Here is an 18207-nt window from a genome sequence, read left to right as displayed (position 1 = left end):
AAACCGCACGTTAACCCGCAAGCGTCATTTATTCACAAATCAGAATTGGTGACAGGGATACCGCCGCGATATGACTGTACAAAGCATGCGTCCGGAACTCAGCGAAAGCGATCTAATTCGCCTGATGAAAGGTGAATCCTCAGAGGAGCGCGCCACCGTCGCGCATCGCCTCTGTCGCCGGATCGCAACCGATGTCCTTAGCGAGGACGAGCGACTCTTCGCCGAAGAAATCATTCAGGTTCTGGCCAAAGACACGGCCGAACTGGTGCGCCGCACACTCGCGGTGACATTACGCAATTCGCCGCGTCTGCCGCACACAGTGGCCACACAGCTGGCGCAGGATGTTGAATCTGTTGCGATTCCGGTTTTGGAAAACTCGCCCGTCTTCAATGATGAAGAGCTGATCGAGCTCGTCTTATCGGTGACGGCGGCGAAACAGGCGGCGATTGCTGGGCGGACAAAAGTTTCAAGCACGCTGGCCGAAGTGATTTGCGAACATGCCGGCGAAATGGCCGTCGAAACGATCTCAGGCAATCCTGGCGCGGAACTCACCGATCGCGCCTTTGAGCATACGATTGAACGCTTCCCAGCAAATGAGAATATGCACGAGAATTTGGTGATGCGGGACCATATTCCGGTTCATATCGCCGAGAAAATGGTCTCACTGGTGTCAGGCCAAGTCTTTGACATGCTGATCAACCGGCACGAGCTACCGGCTCAGATGGCGATTGATCTTGCCGCTGGCGCGCGAGAGCGGGCGACGATTGACCTTGTCGAACAGGCCGATCGCACCAATGACATGTCGCGCTTTGTGTCTCAGCTGAACCTCAACGGCCGACTGACCCATTCGCTGATTATGCGGGCGCTCTGCGTCGGGCATATGCACTTTGTTGAACATGCTCTGGCTGAACTGTCGGGTGTGCCGCATGCGCGGGCTTGGTTGATGATCCACGATGCTGGACCGCTTGGCCTGCAGGCGATCTTCGATCGCGCGGGCTTGCACAGAAAGCTGTTGCCAGCCTTCCGCGCCGCAGTGACGGTCTATCATGAGCTAGAGCTCGATGGCGGTACCAATGACAAAGCCCGCTTCCGTATGCGCATGATTGAGCGCGTACTGACGCAGTTCCAGGCGATCCCTAAGGACGACCTCGATTATCTTCTCGAAAAGCTGGATGCCTATGCGGAACAGGCAAAAAGACGGGAAGAAACCGCCGCTTAAGCGTCTGCGCGCATCCGGAACCCGTATTCGACGCCAAGCTCGTTGAGATAGTAGCTATCGCGCCAATTGGCGTTCTCCGCGATCACCAGCATACCGGCACAGGCCGCCGCTTCGATCCGATCTTGCAGTTCAACGTTGCCTTCGATTTTGCGGGCATCAACGCGCAAACTGTCGAGCAGTAGGCGTAGACTATGGTCCATTGGGGCCTGCCAAGAGCGGGTCGCGTTGATCGACACGCGGAAACCGCATCGGCGCAGGGCTTCAATCCCGTCTTTGGCATTGCGGGCGGCTGGTAGCGCCAGCGCCGCGTCCTGAACTTCCAAGCAGATCTCTTGTGGGCAAAGACGAGTCCGCGCGATCGCGGCGTCACAGGCCATGGCCGTGTCAGGGTGGATCAGTGCCACCAAAGGCAGCTCGACAATCACGGGGCGCTCTGTGGTGCGATTGTGCGCGTCATTAGCCACCGCTTCGACATGCTCCGCCATCCACTGAGCTGGGGTGGCGGCCTCACTGCCTTCTGCAGTCAAGGCCGCCGGACCGAAGACCGCACGCTCTTCGAAGCGCTTTTCGGTCTCGGCAAACAAAAGCACTGCCTCACCTGTTTCCAGGTGCATGACAGGCAAAAGCCGGTTGCGGGAAGAAGCCGTCTGAGCGGCGTCGAATTGGTGATACTGTGTAGGGCGCATTCTGCTTCCGTGACGTTGCGACAAGCCCGTTACCTACAGAAACATAGTTGAAATCACGCGCACGCTGGCAGTGTGATTTCCGACAAATTTGATTGAACTTTTCTCGGGAGGGGAAATGTCTGAAGCAACGACCCCGCGCTTATCCGCGACCATTCTTCTATTGCGCGACGAACCAGACCTGCAGGTCCTGATGGTCAAACGCCATTATGAAATCGATTTTGCCTCTGGCGCCTTGGTGTTTCCAGGCGGCAAAGCCAATGAAGAAGATAGTGATCCAGCTTGGGCGGATCATACCGACGGCGATTTTTCTGGCGCAGAGCAAGCCGCACGAATCTCAGCGGTGCGAGAAGCCTATGAAGAGGCGGGCATCATTCTCGCGCGCACGGCTGGAACACGCGGCGCTGGTGGGCCCTTGGTCGGGCAAGATGTTGTTAAAGCCCTTGAACCGATGCGCGGTGCCGTCGATCGACGCGAACAAAGCTTTCTGGAATTGATCAAACAGCACAATCTGGTTCTGGCGCTCGATCGGCTGGTCCATTTTGGCCATTGGATCACGCCGACCATGATGCCGAAAAGGTTCGATACCCATTTCTATCTGGCGGCGACACCTTCGGGGCAAATCGCGGTGCAAGATGGTCGCGAGACAACTGAGGCTGTGTGGCTCGGCCCGCAACAAGCGCTCGACATGGAAGAAGCCGGAACGGCGACGATTATTTTTCCAACGCGAATGAATCTCGGCAAACTCGCCGAAACCAGCAATGTTGAGGCGGCGCTAAACCGCTTTTCGTCTGAAAGTGTTGTAACGGTTCTGCCGGTGATTGGAAAAGATGAAGCGGGCGATGCTTGTCTGCATATTCCAGAAGAGGCGGGGTATATTCAAAGCACAGAGCCGCTGCAACGCGTGGCCAACGTCTCCAAATCCAAATGACCCAAAGTTTCGGAGATTGTGTTCGGCTGAGTTATAGCGGTCCGGTTGCGACCGTGACTTTGGATCGCGGGGATGGCCGAAATGCATTGTCCCTGAAAGCGATGCAGGCTTTGATCGATGCGGCGAGTGTTTTGCGAGCAGATACAAGCTGCAATACTGTGATTTTGACCAGCGCTGGAGCGTTTACGGCCGGGGCCGATCTAAAAGATCCAGAGCGCGCCGCGCTGCGGGATCAAACCAGGCTTGAGCAAAGACAATCTCTAAAACTTGGGCCTGATATGTGCGCGGCTTGGGAGGCGCTGGAGCAAATCACCATCGCTGCGATCGAAGGCTATTGCATTGGCGGCGGGGTTGCATTGGCGGTGGCGTGTGATCATCGGATCGTCGCAGAGGATGCGTTTTTTCGGCTTCCGGAAATCCCGCTTGGGATGAATATGAGCTGGCAGACCAATCCGCGCACTGTCGCGCTGGTCGGGCCGTCGCGCGCGAAACAATTCACCATTTTGGGCGAGCCTTGCTCAGCAGAAACCGCGCTCAACTGGGGGCTAGCTGATCAAGTCACAGCGCCGGGTCAGGCCGTGTCAGGCGCCGAAGCGCTTGCCGCGAAATATGCCAAAGTCCCGCCCATTGCGCTGCGCATGACCAAGCAAGCAATCAATGTCGCTGCGATGCCATTGGCGCATGCGACCAGCTTTATGGATCGCGATCAGTTTGCCTATGCCTCCACGACAAATGATCAAACTGAGGCGATCCAAGCCTTCTTAGAAAAACGCGATCCTGAGTTCAAAGGCGACTAACGCTTAAACGCGAGAGGCCGTTCGCTCTCGTCGAGATCCATACAGCGATCACGCAGTTTCGTTTGGCGCGACACGAGCGATTGCTCGACGCCTTCAATGAACACAGCTGTTGGCGCCGCCGTCACTTCTAACGGATCGCCGTCCCAGATTACCAGGTCCGCAATCTCGCCGCGTTCAATCGTACCGGAGACATCCATGCCGAATATGCTCGCCGGAACCACGGTCAGCGCCGCCATGGCATCATCAAAACTCACGCCATTCGCGACAGCGTTTCCGGCCGATTGCAGCACCAAGCGGGATTGATGACCGCTATTGCCAAGATGCGCAAAGGCGGTGGCAACGCCCGCTTCGATCAGGCGTTCCGCATTGCGACTGGTGGCGCCGAGTTGTGCAAAACTCGCGGGCAGGTTGGAGAATGGATCGACAATTACAGGAATGCCTGCGGCGGCGAGTTCGTCGGCGACCATCCAACCCTCATCGGCCCCAACAATTGCTAGGTTCAGATTGAGGTTCTCGGCCTTGAGCTGAATGATTTCCCGCAAATCGCTGGCGCGATGCGCCGATACCAGGATCAATTGCTGTCCGCGAACCGCGGGGCCAAAGGCCTGCGCATCCGCGCGGGTCAGCGTGTCACCTTCATTGTGCGCCATGAAGCGCGCCGGATATCCGCGAGCATCTGCAAAGGCGCCACGCAAAGCGGCCCAGGCCGCCGGACGTGAGCCGCCCGCCAATCCCGCGCCGCCTTCGCCAAGATCGATATAGACAAAGGCGCGGTCGCTCGAGATTGAATCTGGCGCGCCGGATGTGTCAGCGATGAAGCCCTGACCAGCAATCATTGAGGTGCCATTCGCGGGCGCGACAGCGACTTGCGTAACCCCTTCAATCCGGGTGATTGCAACTGGCGTCGCTGCCGGATTAAACCCGTCTGCGGCGCGCAACGCGACGGAGAAGGGCGACCCGCTGGCACTGGTATCATTGGTGGTGTCTTCTGCACCGACTTCAACAGTCCCGACTCGAGAGAAGGGCGCGATGATGCCAGGCGTGACCCAGTTGCCACCGGCATCAATCTGGCGTGTACCGCTTGGCGGGGCATAGTTGACGCCCATGCCTTGGATGGTGCCATCGCTGAAATAGATGGTGGCATTTTCCAGCGTTCCAGCCTCGGTGCCGGTCCACACTTTCGCATTGGTGATGGCAACGTCTTGCGCAGCGGCAGAAAAGATCACGCAGGCTGCGGCAGCGGTTGAGAGAAGTAAGGTGCGGATCATTTCAAATCTCCTTCACCAGGTTGTCCGAGTTCGAAATCCATAACTGGCGTAAGTGCTTCATTTCCGCGCTCATACATCAGCGCGCCATCAACGAAGACCTGTTCGGCTTGGCTATAGACGCTGAACGGATCACCCGACCAAATGACGAGATCGGCATTCTTGCCCGGCTCGAGCGAACCGGTTTGTTCGAAGATGCCAAGGGATTTTGCAGGATTGGCGCTGAGCCAGACCCACGCGTCGGCGTTTGAGATCTCGATCCCCGCGCGGCGGCCATCAGAGAGCGCCTTTGCGGCTTCCTGATTGAGGCGCTGAATGCCGATATCACTGTCCGAGTGCACAATCGCGCAGGCACCGGCTTTGTGAACCATTGGGATATTCTCACGGACGCCATCATAGGCTTCCATTTTGAACCCCCACCAATCGGCCCACATCGCAGAACACGCGCCATAATCAGCAAGTTTGTCGGCAATCTTATAGCTTTCGACGGCATGGTGGAAGCTTGTGACTTTATAGCCAAACTCCTCGCTCATATCCATGATTTGCGCCATTTCATCGGCGCGATAGCAATGCATGTGCACCAAGATATCGCCATTCAGGACGCCCATAAGCGTATCGAGTTCGAGATCGCGTGTCGGTGGTTCTCCGCCTTCATCGGCATATTTATCCCATGAGCGCTTATATTCGACCGCCTTCGCCCAAGCCATGCGGTAGCCTGCGACATTGCCCATCCGGGAGTAAGGCGCGCCGCCGGGGAACCGGCCGCCGCCATAGCCATAGACGCGTTTGGGGTTCTCGCCGCAGGCCATTTTCAGTGTGTAAGGCGCGTCCGGAAACTTCATGCCTTGAACGGTGCGTGCGGGCACATTTTTCAGCGTCACGCCGCGCCCGCCAAACAGGTTGGCAGAGCCAGGCAGGATTTGCATTGAGGTCACACCGCCCGCCAGCGCCCGCGGGAAGCCTGGATCTTGAGGCCAGATGCCGTGCTCGGCCCAGACTTCGGATGTCACGGCGCCGCTAATCTCATTGCCGTCGCCATGAGCGCTAACGCTCGGGCTTGGATAGACGCCGAGATGGGAATGGTTGTCGATAATCCCTGGCGTGACCCATTTGCCTTGCGCATCGATCACTGTTGCGCCGTCAGGGGCAGCAATCTCTTCAGCGATTTCTGAGACCTTGCCATCGACCAGGAGGACATCTCCTCCTGCAATCTCGCCACCAATGCCGTCGAGCACGGTAGCGTTTTTGATCAGCGTCGTCGTCGACGGGTAAGGGGTGTAGGTTGAGGGGTAAGGGTTGCGGTCATAGGCGACCGTATCAGCACTCTCGGCTGAGTCCTCATCTCCCCCGCCGCCGCAGCCAGCCAATAGTAGCGAGGCTGAGGCCATCAAGAATAAGAGGTGTTTCATCAGTATCCTCATCAAATAAGATGCGGCTTACTGTCTTTGATTAGGTCAGCTTTGCAAGCGAAAAAATCGCTTATCCATAGAGCTGTCGCACGCAGTCTTCGCGAGCTGGGTCAAGCTCAAACGTGATGGGTGTTGGTGATTTACGTGGGCCTCTTCGAGCGACGGCTTTGTGAGCCCGCGCGAATGCTGCTTTCGCCACGGAGACCGGGCCTACATTGTCATTCACAGCGGGCGCAAGGGGCGTCGCGCCGCGAATGAGGCCATTTGTGTAGGCTGCATTGGCCTGAACAAAGCTGCCTAACGTCTGATACTCGCACGATAAGGACACGTTCATGCAATCAGCGTTTTGCACGCGATGCGGCATAAATTGTGGCCAAGTCAGCCCCATGCCTGGGCGTAGTTTATAGGCCGTCGCCTCATCATCATAGGTTTTGCGATAGGGGAGCTCTTCTTCCCGGCGCATATGGACGATGTCTTCAATGAAGTCGGACGGCGCAAGGGATTCGGTGCGTGGATACATCCACAACGTCTTCTCCCCTCGCATTTGCAACAGGGCGACCAGCGGGATGTCTAAGTGATAATGAACCTGCACATTTGGCGATGAGATCAGCACGGAAAGATCGCGTTTCCGGACCTTGCGACCACTGGCGTCTTGCAGTGTGTCGTAGATCTTATCTGCAATGGGGCCCAGTTCGGGCACATCAATATTGGCGCGCCGCATGTTGAGCCAGATATGTCCGCGTTTGACCGCTTCTACGATCTGTTTGCCTGAAAGCGTTGGCGCACAACCGCGTAGCGACGTGTTCAAACCTTCGCTTTCTTGGCCGAACGTCCAGATATCGAGGCTCTCTCGCGGATAAACGTCAAGCAAATGCGCTAGACCCTCATCTTCAAACAGGTCTGAGCTTGAGACATTGTGCTGTGCCAACAGAACGTCATTTCCGAATTCTGTGTCAGAATGGCTTGGCCAGTTCACATACATCGAACTTCCTCACGAATTTGTGATCGTCAGGACGTTTGGAAGCAATTTTGAGGCCAATTCGCGCGAGAGGCGAGTTTAAATTCGCCGACTAGACATCTAGCTCTTCGGCGAAATGGGCATTCTCTTGAATGAACCGGTAGCGGTGCTCCGCTTTTTTGCCCATCAATGTATCGATCAGCTCTGCCGGTTTGGCTTCTGTGAGCTCATCAATGCTGTCTGGGAGCGTGATCCGGGCCAGCGTACGCGTTTCAGGATTCATCGTGGTCTCTTTAAGCTGGCCTGGGTTCATTTCCCCAAGACCCTTAAAGCGACTGAGTTCGACTTTTTGGTTGGGCTTGAATTCAAGCTCCATCAGAAGGTCTTTGTCCTCATCATCCATCGCATAGACGGATTTGCCCTTATAAGAGAGCTTATAAAGCGGCGGCATCGCCATATAGAGACGGCCACTTTCAATCAAACCGGGGGTCATCTTGTAGAAGAAGGTGATAAGCAGCGCCGCAATGTGCGCCCCATCCACATCCGCATCGGTCATGATGATGATTTTCTCATAGCGGAGATCATCAATATTGAAGCGCGAGCCAGTGCCGGTGCCAAGCGCGAGAAGCAAGTCCTGCAGTTCTTGGTTCTTGTCCATTTTATCGGCGGTGGCTGAGGCGACGTTCAAGATCTTTCCGCGCAGAGGCAGAATGGCTTGGGTCTTCCGGTTGCGGGCCTGTTTGGCTGAGCCGCCCGCTGAATCACCCTCGACCAAGAACAGTTCTGTGTCGCCCTTGCTGTCGGCACAGTCGGCCAGCTTGCCAGGGAGGCGTAGCCGTTTTGTTGCCGACTTTCGGGCCACGTCTTTGGCTTTCCGGCGGCGTGCCCGTTCATCAGCACGCTCAATCGCCCAGGTGAGAAGCTTATCGGCTTCTTTCGGGCTAGCGGCGAGCCAGTGGTCGAACCGGTCACGGACAGAGTTCTCAACCACGCGGAATGCCGCCGTTGTCGAGAGCTTATCTTTGGTCTGACCCACAAATTCTGGATTGCGAATGAACACAGAGAGCAGCAAGCCAGAATGGCCCATAATATCGTCTGCGGTAATCGACGTGCCTTTTTTCTGGCCTGTCAGCTCAGCATAATTCCGCATCGCTTTGGTGATCGCAGAGCGGAAGCCTGCTTCGTGCGTGCCACCATCAGGGGTCGGAATGGTGTTACAGTAAGAACGCGAAAAGCCGTCGGTTTCGCCAAATCCGGCTGCTGTCCAAGCAATCGCCCATTCGACTTTGCCGCCATCGGCTTCGACCAAGCCGGCAAAATGCTGCTCAGTGATTGTGGCTTTGCCTTTGAAGACTTCGTCCAGCTGGTCGGCGAGACCGTTCGGATAAGACAGTGTCTTTTCGGCCGGGACCTTGGATTCTTCCGGCAACAGCTCCGGATCGCATTTCCAGCGCACTTCCACGCCGCGATAGAGATACGCTTTCGAGCGCGTCATCTGGAACAAGCGTTGCGGCTTGAAGCGGATCTTCTCGCCAAATATCTCTATATCAGGCTTGAAGCGGACCGTTGTGCCGCGCCGGTTCGGTGCTGCGCCTAAGAGTTCCAGCGGGCCAGTGACTTTGCCGCGCTCAAAAGCTTGGAAATACAGCTTCTTGTCGCGTGCGACTTCAACTTCCATACGCTCAGACAGCGCGTTCACAACCGATGAACCGACGCCGTGCAAACCACCGGCCGTCTCATACGCCTTGTTCGAAAACTTCCCGCCCGCATGCAGCGTGGTCATAATCACTTCCAGCGCAGACTTGCCAGGATATTTCGGATGTTCGCCCACCGGGATACCGCGACCATTATCAATCACTTCGACATAGCCGTCGGCGCGGACATGCACTTCAATACGGGAGGCGTGGCCCGCGACGGCTTCGTCCATTGAGTTATCGAGGATTTCTGCGAACAAGTGATGGTAGGCCCGCTCGTCGGTGCCACCAATATACATGCCGGGACGTTTCCGTACCGGTTCGAGGCCTTCGAGGACCTCGATGTCTTTTGCGCTATAGCCAGATGGATCAGAGTTCATGTCTTTGAATAGGTTCGTTTGCTTTGCAGCGCCCATAATGGTTTTCTCCCCGTAAGCCCATTCGCCCACTGATTCCAAGGACTTCCATCATGACGATTTTAATTAACACGCCATTAACCCTGCTATCTGGCGTCGAATTACCTAATCGGCTGGTTAAGGCGGCAATGACGGAAAGACTGGCGAATTCACGGAACGAAGTCACCGATCGCCACTTGCGGCTGTATAAAGCATGGGGCGATGGCGGGATTGGATTGCAGATTACAGGCAATGTCCTGGTCGATCGTCGAAACTTAGAGGCGCCCGGTAATGTCGTCATTGATGGGGCACCGTCGAATGAACACGCTGTCATGCTGGCGAAATGGGCAGAGGCTTGTCATGCGGGCGGAGGTAAAACCGTGATGCAGCTCAGTCATGCCGGGCGGCAGACCCAGAAAATGGTTAATCCACAGCCGGATGCGCCCAGCGCCATCGCCGTCTACCTTCCTGGCGGACAGTTCGGCACGCCGCGGGCCATGACCGGCGACGATATCAAACGCTTAATCGAAAAGTATGCGACCGCGACCAAAGCGGCGCGGGCGGCAGGCTTTGACGGCGTCCAGATTCACGCGGCGCATGGCTATCTGATGAGCCAATTCCTGTCGCCACTGACCAATCAGCGCGAAGATGAGTGGGGCGGCCCGCTAGAGAACCGGGCGCGCTTGTTGCTCAACGTGATCAAAGCCGCCAAAGCCGAAGCCGGACCTGGCTTTGGGGTTTCGGTGAAGCTCAACTCGGCCGATTTCCAGAAAGGCGGGTTCACGCAGTCAGACTCCACGGCTGTTATCGGAATGCTAAACCCGCTCGGTTTGGATTTCGTTGAGATTTCCGGCGGCAATTATGAGCAACCTAAAATGATGGATATGGAAGGCTTCAAGCCAGCGCATGAAGACGGCGTCCGCGAGAGCACGAAAAAGCGCGAAGCATATTTCCTAGACTATGCGAAAGAGGTGCAGAGCGTCGCCGAGATGCCTCTTATGGTGACCGGCGGGTTCCGAACACGCACGGGTATGAATGCCGCGCTCGAAAGCGGAGAGGCCGACCTGATTGGGCTGGGGCGACCGCTTTGCGTCGATGTGGACGCACCGCGCGATTTGGTCTCCGGAGCGCTTGAAGAGCTGCCTAAATGGGAAAAGACGCTGCGCATTGGCCCCGGCATTTTTGGGCCAAATTCTTCCATCGGTCTGTTCAAAGCGCTGAACGGCTTTGGCATGCAGGGCTGGTATTATTCTCAGCTCCACCGGATCGCCGATGGGCAGGAACCAAACCGAAAATTGAGCGTGCTCAACGCTTTCTTAAAGATGCAAGGCATCGACTCGCGCATGGCGAAGGCGTACCAGGCAGATCTTAAAGGGACGGAGACTGCATGAGCCTGAGCATTTCATCCGCGTTCGACAGCGGAAACATCATCGTAAAAGACGCCAGTGACCCCGCTAATGTACGCTTGGAAATCGCCAAAGACCATCAGTCCGATTTTTATCAGTGGTTTCATTTTCGCGTCACAGGCGAAAAAGGGCAAGAGATTCGCCTGGTCATAGAAAATGCCGGTGGCGCGGCTTATCCGAAAGGCTGGGAAAATTATCGCGCCGTCGTCTCTCAAGACACAATGACCTGGCACCGGGTGCCGACAGCGTATGATGGTCAGCATTTAACGATCGAGACTGAGCTGACCGCCAATTCGATTTATGTCGCTTATTTCGCGCCATATTCTTCTGAGCGGCATCAAATGCTGATCGCGGGCGCGCAGCATTATGAGTATTCTCAAGTTTCCGTCCTTGGCCAGACGCTGGATGGACGCGACCTTGATCTGGTCACCCTCGGCGAACCCGGCGAAGGCAAACGCAAAATCTGGATCACCGCGCGCCAACACCCTGGGGAGACAATGGCTGAGTGGTGGATGGAAGGGTTTTTAGAACGGATGCTCGATCCGATTTCTGCGATCTCGAAGGATCTGCTGGAACGCGCCGTATTCTACATCGTTCCGAATATGAACCCAGATGGCAGCGCGCGTGGTCATTTGCGGACCAATGCGGCGGGTGTGAACCTCAATCGCGAATGGGCAACACCGACGATGGAGAAGAGCCCGGAAGTCCATCTGGTCTTGCAAAAAATGATGGAAACCGGCTGCGATCTCGCGCTCGATGTCCATGGCGATGAAGCGCTGCCTTATAATTTCATCGCTGGCACGGAAGGCATTCCGAGCTGGAGCGATCGCTTGGCGGGGCTGCAAGAGACGTTCAAAGCCTCTTACGTGAAGTCTTCAAATGGCGCGTTCCAAACTCAGTTTGGCAACCCCACGAACTCGCCTGGCAATGCAAATATGACGATTTGCAGCAATGCGCTGGCGGAAAAGTTCGATTGTTTGGCGATGACACTGGAAATGCCGTTCAAGGATGACGCGAACCATCCGGACGCCGAATTTGGATGGTCGCCGGCGCGCTGTAAGCAGCTCGGCGCAAGTGTGCTTAGTCCGCTGCTTGCGGTTATGCCGTTGCTGCGTTGAGCTCTGCCATCGCACGCTCGATGAGGCGATAGGAGTTTATCCGCGTCTCGATATGGTCGGTGATGGAGAGCATAAAAAACTCCTTCGCGCCCGTGTCGCGAGCGGTTTCTGAAAGCTGCTCAGCCACCAATTGTCCGGTTCCGATGATTCCACGCTGGCCGGGCTCAAGTGGCGCCTGTTCAAGCGCCTCAATCGCGGCGTCTGTTTCAAGATAGGGCCTGAATTTGCCGGTCGCGCGTCCGAGTGCCCAGGCTTTAATCGGTGCGGCGAGGCGCTCGGCTTCCGACTCCGTCTCAGCCGCCAGAACCACTAGGCCAATCCCTGCATAGGGTTCAGCGCAAACCGGAGAAGGCTCGAACGCCTCATGATAGGCATCGAGCGCAGCTCTCGCGCCGCCAGGATTTAAGAAGTCAGCGAAGGCGAGCTTTACGCCCATCTGTCCTGCGAACGCGGCAGAGCCTGGTGAAGAGCAGAGCATCCAAAGATCCGGGCGAGGGCCAGCTGGATTGGCCGCAATCCCTTGCGCGCGGTGATCAGGCGGGAAGGGGATTTCGCTGCTGGCGTCCAGCATCCAATCCATGAGCATTCGGAGCATGGTCGGGAAGTTTTGGCCGCCAGGCCCAAGCAAAGCCGCCGACGCGCGCGGATCTGCACCGGTTGCGCGCCCCAGGCCAATCTCAATTCGGCCGGGATAAAGTTGCGACAGGGTTTGCCCCCATTCTGCGACTTTCAAGGGCGAATAGTTTGGCAACATGATGCCGCCGGATCCCAACACAATTCTTGACGTTCGCGCCGCCAGATCAGCCATCATGATTTCCGGGGTCGTGCCTGCAAAACTGCTCGCATTATGGTGTTCTTGAACCCAATAGGCGCGATAGCTCATTGCATCGGCCGCTTGCGCCAGCGCCCGCGTTTCGCGCAAGGCATCTGCGGCGGTTCGACCATTGAATATCGGCGAGGGATCGAGGATGGAAAGTGTGGGTTTCATCGCGCTCGTTGTGCGCTATGCAGGTCCTGTAGACAAGCTGGAGTAAGCAATGCGCGTCGTTTTGATTTCGATTGTGAGTTTGGTCTTAGCAGCGTGCGGGGGCAGTGTAGCGCCAAGCCAAGCCGAAACGTCAGACTTGGAGCAGATTATCGCCGCAGCGCCTGCTGGGCCGCTTCCCGCTTCACCTTATCCGACCCATTATGCGCTCGATTTGACGCTCGATCCTCGCGACGCGCGGTTTGGCGGAACGGTCACAATAACCCTCGCCTTGGATGACGCGGCAGACGGCGTCTATCTCCACGGCCGCGACTTAGACGTTACTGGCGTGCGTTCGTTTGCGGGCACCGAAGAACCCGTGACGGGCACGTGGACCATGGCGCGTGAGTCTGGGGTGGCCTGGCTTGGATTTGGCCAGACCGTGCCCGCAGGCGAAGTGGTTGTTGAGATTGATTACCATGCACCCTTTGACGCCAATCTGTCGGGCTTGTTCAAAGTCACAGAGCAGGGCGACGCTTATGCCTTGGCGAAATCTGAAAGCATCCAAGCGCGACGCTTTATGCCGGGATTTGACCAGCCAGCTTTCAAAGCGCCGTTTGATATCACACTGACCATCCCTGAAGCCGATGCCGCGATCTCAAATGCGCCAGAAGCCTCCGTCGAACCACTGGATGGCGGCTTGAAGAAAGTCACATTCGAGACGACGCGGCCGCTGCCAACTTATCTTTTATCGCTTGCAGTGGGCAGTTTCGATGTTGTGGACGCGGGCCTATTGCCGCCAAATGAGGTCCGGTCCGAGCCCATTCCTTTGCGCGGATTTGCGCGACGCGGGAAAGGTGGTGAATTGGCACTTGCGCTTGAGACCGCGCCAGAGCTTGTGCGCATTTTTGAGGAAGCGCTACAGCAGCCTTATCCCTATAAGAAGCTCGATATTGTTGCCGCTCCGCAATGGCCCTCCGGCGCGACCGAGCTTGCCGCGGCGATCACCTATCGCGAGAGCCGGATTCTGGCGAGCCCGGAAATCGGGCCTGCCGCCCGGCGCAGCCTGCTCGCCATTCACGCTCACGAGGTTGGGCATATGTGGTTCGGCAACCTGGTCACCCCGCCATGGTGGGATGACCTTTGGCTGAAAGAAGGGATTGCCAGCTGGGGCGAAGGGGCAAGCCTGTCCGAAATGTATCCGGGCGAGGGCTTTGAATTGGACGCTATTGCCGACGGCATCCGCGCCATGGATCTCGACAGTCTCGCCAGCGCCCGGGCTGTGCGGGAGCCAATTGCGCTGAACGAAAATGTTCGCAACGCCTATGACTCGATCACTTATAATAAAGGCCTTGCCGTGATCGGCATGGTCGATGCTTATTTCGGCGCGGATGTCTTCCGTCCGGCGCTCGGCCGCTATGTCGAGGCCTATGAGGATGGGGTGGCTGACAGTCCGGAATTTTTCGACATTATTGGTCGCGAGACGGGTGAGCCGGATCTTACACGGGCGTTTCGGAGCTTTGTTGAGCAGAATGGTCTGCCGCTCCTGACGATTACGCAATCGAATTATCCTGGGGGCGATGACAGTCTCAGCGATCTTGAGGTGACGCAATCGCGATACGCGCCGCTTGGTAGCTCACTGACGGATGACCGCACTTGGGTCGTGCCGGTATGTTGGGTGGCGGGCCTCGCAGATGAGCGGTTTCGGCACTGCATGCTGCTGGCGGAAAAGAGCCAACCGGTCACCAGCGCTTTGGTGCCAATTGAAGAAATCGATAGCCGCTGGTTCCTGCCAAACGCAGATGGCACCGGCTATTACCGGTTTTCGCTGCCTTATGAGATGTGGCAGCAGCTTGGGCGCAATTTTGATGATCTGAATGCTGGTGAGAAACTTTCCACGCTCGACAGCATTGGCGCTGAATTCGCGGCCGGGCGGATCGATGTGCAAACCGTGTGGCGGTTCATCGATGAGGCGGTACGCGATAAGGAACGCCGGGTGGTGCAAGCCGCGATCAAACAAGCCGGCGCGTTTGAGCGTCTTCTAGCTGATGATGCCGAGGCGCTTGCAGGCTATCGCGCCGCGATTTTGGACGTCTTCCAATACCGCCATACAGCGCTTGAGGACCAGGGGAGAGATGATCCGGAATTGGCAATCATGCGCTCGAGCCTGGAACGGTTCTTAGTCCGGACGGGCCAAGATGCTGTCCTTCGCCAGGGGCTCGCTGACGCTGCCGCGAGCTTTATCGGCATGGAGGACGTTTCCTCTGATCGCACGATCACGACAGACGAATATCTCACCGCGATGGCGATCGGGTTGCAGGTCTATGGCGAACCATTCTTAAATCGATTGTTAGAGGCGCGGACAGAATTTGATGATCCCGTATTTGAGCATGCCGTCGCCTATGCGATCGGCCAAAACCAGGATCCAGATCTGCTCGAGCGCGTTCTAGAATTGGCGCGAACGGGCGAATTGGGAAGCCGAGAAACCCGCACCATCATTCGCGGACAAATGCGGCAAAGCCAGACTCGCGACGCGACTTGGGCTTGGGTTCAGGAGAATTTCTCGACCTATCTCGAAACCATTCCGCGTCAGAGAAAGCGATCCAGCCCAGCTCTGGCAGACGATATGTGCTCGCTGGCCGCCCGTGATGAGCTTGTGGCTTTGTTCGAGGCGCAAGGCGACCTCGCCGAAGGCCATGAGCGCGCCTTGACCCAAACCATTGAGCGAATTGAGCTCTGCGCCGCGCTCGAAGCGGCGAAAGGCGAAGAAGTGCGCGCCTTTTTCCGCGATCGCGGCTAATTCGGCTCGGCTTCTTCTTCGGTTTCCTCGTCACGGTCGCGATTGCCGAACAAGGCGCCTAGGGCGCGATTGGTGAGTTCATCTTCGAGGCTCGGCGCTTCTTCTTCCGCCTCTTCTTCCGCCTGTTCTTCGGGCGCTTGCGTGGTTGAGCCGCCGCCAATAATGCCGCCAATAATCGCTCCGGCATCTCCGCCGATCCGGTCGGCGATTTCGCCAGCGGCTTGGTCGCGAAGCCTCGCTGTCAGCTCTGCCTGCACGGCGGAAGAATCCAGTCCGAACCGAACATTCGACCAGCTACCATAGATGCGAACCGGAATTGGGATATCGCCCACGCCAATGGTCGAGCCAGCGCCCGCAGCCGCAACATCCACGCGCGGGGTGAGCCTGATGTCCAAGGTCCGCGCACCAAGATCGATTTGACCTGATCCGAAGACGCCAATCACCGGATTGTCGATGCTCAGATCGGTCAGTGTCGCCACGCCATTAGTAATGTCCATGCTGCCGATAAATTTCGAAAAGTCGGTTGTCGCATTTGGCGAGAATGCCTCTTGGAAACTCGCCACGGTGAGACCGCCATTGCTGACAAGCTGCTGCAGGTTTGATGTGCTCTGCACCAATTTGGTCAAGTTGAGGCCGCGCAGGGCGCCATCATTGAGATCCGTTTCAAACTTGCCGTCGAGCCCGCTGACCAGCGCTTTAATACTAGAGCCTTCTGAGCTGAGATCGATCAGCACATCGCCGAGCCCGTCCAAATTCCGAAAGCCGGTGAGCGCGGTCAGCATATCTTGAGCGGCGATACTGTCCGCCAATGCATTGATTTGCAGGGTCGGCGTCGAACGCGAGGCGTCGAGTACCAAATCGCCTGACCAATTGCCTTGGAACACTTTAAAGCCGGGCACATCATTGTCCCGTCTGAAGATCGCCGATAGCCGGCCATCATCGAGCCGCGTGTTTAAAAGCGCATCATTCAGCGTGATCTGATCCATAATCACTTCATCGGCAGCAACAGTCACTGTCGCGTTCATCATCTTTAGCGCGGCGAGATCCAGAGGTGAATCGTCCCAATCATTCGGGGCTGGCTCCTGAGGCTCAGCGCCCAGGAATGGCGTTAGATCTAAGCGCGGCATCTTGAGGTCAGCCGTGATGCGAGGGCGTGTGCCGCGTAAATCAGCGCCGATGGTGCCAGTCGCGTCGGTCTCATCAATCGTGAACGAAGCGTCGTTCAAGCTGGGCGCCATGACGGATCCCGACGTTTTACCCGAAAAAGCAATATTATTGAAAGACTCCCCAGGCGGGAATTCAGTGCCCAGCGCCGATAGAACGGCTCGAGGATTATCGCTTGAAAGACTCAATTGGCCATCCAACGCGCGATCGCCATCGAAGCCGAGGCTGCCTGCATAATCGGTTGAGAGATCCTGTCCGCGCTGTTTCAGAACAATGCCGGTGAGGTTTGGCGCCGTGATCGGGCCGCTTAAGCGTGCTTCAAAGTCGACATCGCCCAATATGGCCAGCAGAGGGATCAGCGGGTGGTTTGGTTTTAACAAGCGCTGCGCATCTGCCGCGTTGAGATCGATCGCGCCATCCAAAGTCGGGGTCGTGCCCAACTGAACCGCGCCTTTGAAATCGAGATCCAAACCTGTGGCGGCCAGGGTCAGCTGCTCAAAATCCAAGGCTGCAGTCGCGGCGGCGCCGCTGATCGTGCCCTTGGCGCGGACTGACTCAAGCGCGCTCGCGACGATTGGAAGGTTGGCGTCTCCTAATATGGTGAGCGCTTGTCCAAGTGTTTCGGACCTAAGCTCGAACGCGCCATCCAAGGCCGGCTCTTCGGTGAGCGTGAGGGCGCCATCATAGTCGACATCGCCATAAATCGTGCCAAGCTGCAGGTCCAAATCGACCGGTTCTTGCGCGTTCAAAGCCGCAATCGTCTCTAGCCGCAGGCGATAGTCAAACGCCTGTCCGTTGATTAAGCCTTCGCCAGAAGAGGTGAGGGGCTTGTCCATGGCGGTCAGCCGCGCGGTCGCGTTAAAATCGGTGAGTGCGTATTGGGTGTCTGTGGTCCAGTCGCGATAGAAGATGGCGGTGTTTGACAGCCTTGCCCGGTCAATCCCGGTTTCAAGGCTGCCGGAACCCGCATCCGGCTCCGGTTCGTCGGTTGGGGCGTGCTCAGGACCGAATTCCCAATTCACTTGGCCATCAGCCAGTTTCTCTAACCGGACGGTTGCATCATCCAGGGTGATTTGAGCGACTTCGACGCGGCGCGACAGAAGCGGCAATATTTTGATGCTGGCCCGCAAGCTTCCGGCTTCGACCATGAGCGGCTCAGAAAATCCCTCGGGATTGGCGATCTCAACTCCATCCACGCGCGCGGCAATGACCGGGAAGACGGAAAGATTCGCGTCTCCCTTAAGGGTGACCTCGCGTCCGAGCGCATTCGTCGCCGCTGTTTCAATCTGCGCTTTATAGACCGATGCGGGAATCAAAAAAGGCAAAGCCACGGCCACCGCTAATAGAAGAGCGAGCAGGGCGCCTAGGATGATCAGAATACGTTTCATGGGAGGAATTTCGCCT

General features: G+C 57.0%; 13 protein-coding genes. 6 read left to right on the top strand and 7 right to left on the bottom strand.

The features are described from left to right. The first annotated feature begins 70 nt into the window (after positions 1-70). On the top strand, positions 71-1219 hold the full coding sequence (gene spbR, locus MY069_RS03140; RefSeq protein ID WP_482795621.1) for a SpbR family protein: 1149 nt from the start codon (positions 71-73) through the stop codon (positions 1217-1219). Here the strand turns inward: spbR and MY069_RS03135 are convergent. Beyond that, entirely contained in the window at positions 1216-1905 is a 690-nt protein-coding gene (locus MY069_RS03135; RefSeq protein WP_482795620.1) for an EAL domain-containing protein, read from the bottom strand. The two genes, spbR and MY069_RS03135, sit on opposite strands and share 4 nt — an antisense overlap. A 115-nt stretch (positions 1906-2020) precedes the next feature. On the opposite strand from MY069_RS03135, the gene MY069_RS03130 reads away from it, so the two are divergent. Both MY069_RS03130 and MY069_RS03125 read left to right on the top strand, forming a co-directional pair. Continuing rightward, the gene (locus MY069_RS03130) at positions 2021-2833 is read left to right on the top strand and encodes an NUDIX hydrolase (RefSeq protein ID WP_482795619.1); all 813 of its coding nucleotides are present in this window, start codon (positions 2021-2023) and stop codon (positions 2831-2833) included. Continuing rightward, a complete protein-coding gene (locus tag MY069_RS03125; protein ID WP_482795618.1) occupies positions 2830-3630 on the top strand; it encodes an enoyl-CoA hydratase/isomerase family protein in 801 nt (266 codons plus the stop codon). The genes MY069_RS03130 and MY069_RS03125 overlap by 4 nt, the downstream gene beginning before the upstream one ends. Here the strand turns inward: MY069_RS03125 and MY069_RS03120 are convergent. From MY069_RS03120 to parE, 4 genes are all read right to left on the bottom strand, one after another. Beyond that, positions 3627-4898 carry an amidohydrolase family protein gene (locus tag MY069_RS03120; protein WP_482795617.1) on the bottom strand — a complete coding sequence of 424 codons (1272 nt, stop codon included), beginning with the start codon at positions 4896-4898 and terminating at the stop codon, positions 3627-3629. The two genes, MY069_RS03125 and MY069_RS03120, sit on opposite strands and share 4 nt — an antisense overlap. Further along, the gene (locus MY069_RS03115; RefSeq protein ID WP_482795616.1) at positions 4895-6304 is read right to left on the bottom strand and encodes an amidohydrolase; all 1410 of its coding nucleotides are present in this window, start codon (positions 6302-6304) and stop codon (positions 4895-4897) included. The genes MY069_RS03120 and MY069_RS03115 overlap by 4 nt, the downstream gene beginning before the upstream one ends. A gap of 70 nt (positions 6305-6374) precedes the next feature. Further along, a complete protein-coding gene (locus MY069_RS03110) occupies positions 6375-7286 on the bottom strand; it encodes a hypothetical protein (protein ID WP_482795615.1) in 912 nt (303 codons plus the stop codon). Positions 7287-7374: 88 nt separating this feature from the next. Then, a complete protein-coding gene (gene parE / locus MY069_RS03105) occupies positions 7375-9372 on the bottom strand; it encodes a DNA topoisomerase IV subunit B (protein ID WP_482795614.1) in 1998 nt (665 codons plus the stop codon). Positions 9373-9425: 53 nt separating this feature from the next. Here parE and MY069_RS03100 point away from each other — a divergent pair, with 53 nt between their 5' ends. Both MY069_RS03100 and MY069_RS03095 read left to right on the top strand, forming a co-directional pair. Beyond that, complete coding sequence (locus tag MY069_RS03100) at positions 9426-10742, top strand: NADH:flavin oxidoreductase/NADH oxidase family protein (protein WP_482795613.1); 1317 nt, start codon at positions 9426-9428, stop codon at positions 10740-10742. 2 nt (positions 10743-10744) lie between these two features. After that, positions 10745-11875 carry a M14 family metallopeptidase gene (locus tag MY069_RS03095; protein ID WP_482796674.1) on the top strand — a complete coding sequence of 377 codons (1131 nt, stop codon included), beginning with the start codon at positions 10745-10747 and terminating at the stop codon, positions 11873-11875. Here MY069_RS03095 and MY069_RS03090 read toward each other — a convergent pair. Beyond that, positions 11856-12863 carry an MsnO8 family LLM class oxidoreductase gene (locus MY069_RS03090; protein ID WP_482795612.1) on the bottom strand — a complete coding sequence of 336 codons (1008 nt, stop codon included), beginning with the start codon at positions 12861-12863 and terminating at the stop codon, positions 11856-11858. The two genes, MY069_RS03095 and MY069_RS03090, sit on opposite strands and share 20 nt — an antisense overlap. Positions 12864-12912: 49 nt before the next feature. Between MY069_RS03090 and MY069_RS03085 the strand changes: the two genes are divergently transcribed. Beyond that, positions 12913-15639 carry a M1 family metallopeptidase gene (locus MY069_RS03085; RefSeq protein WP_482795611.1) on the top strand — a complete coding sequence of 909 codons (2727 nt, stop codon included), beginning with the start codon at positions 12913-12915 and terminating at the stop codon, positions 15637-15639. Here the strand turns inward: MY069_RS03085 and MY069_RS03080 are convergent. Next, complete coding sequence (locus MY069_RS03080; protein ID WP_482795610.1) at positions 15636-18191, bottom strand: AsmA family protein; 2556 nt, start codon at positions 18189-18191, stop codon at positions 15636-15638. The genes MY069_RS03085 and MY069_RS03080 overlap by 4 nt on opposite strands. Between the last annotated feature and the right edge of the window lie 16 nt (positions 18192-18207).

The organism is Hyphomonas sp. ske169 (genome assembly GCF_056850855.1).
Note: the sequence above shows the minus strand (reverse complement) of the source record. Positions and strands in the feature narration are given on the sequence as shown.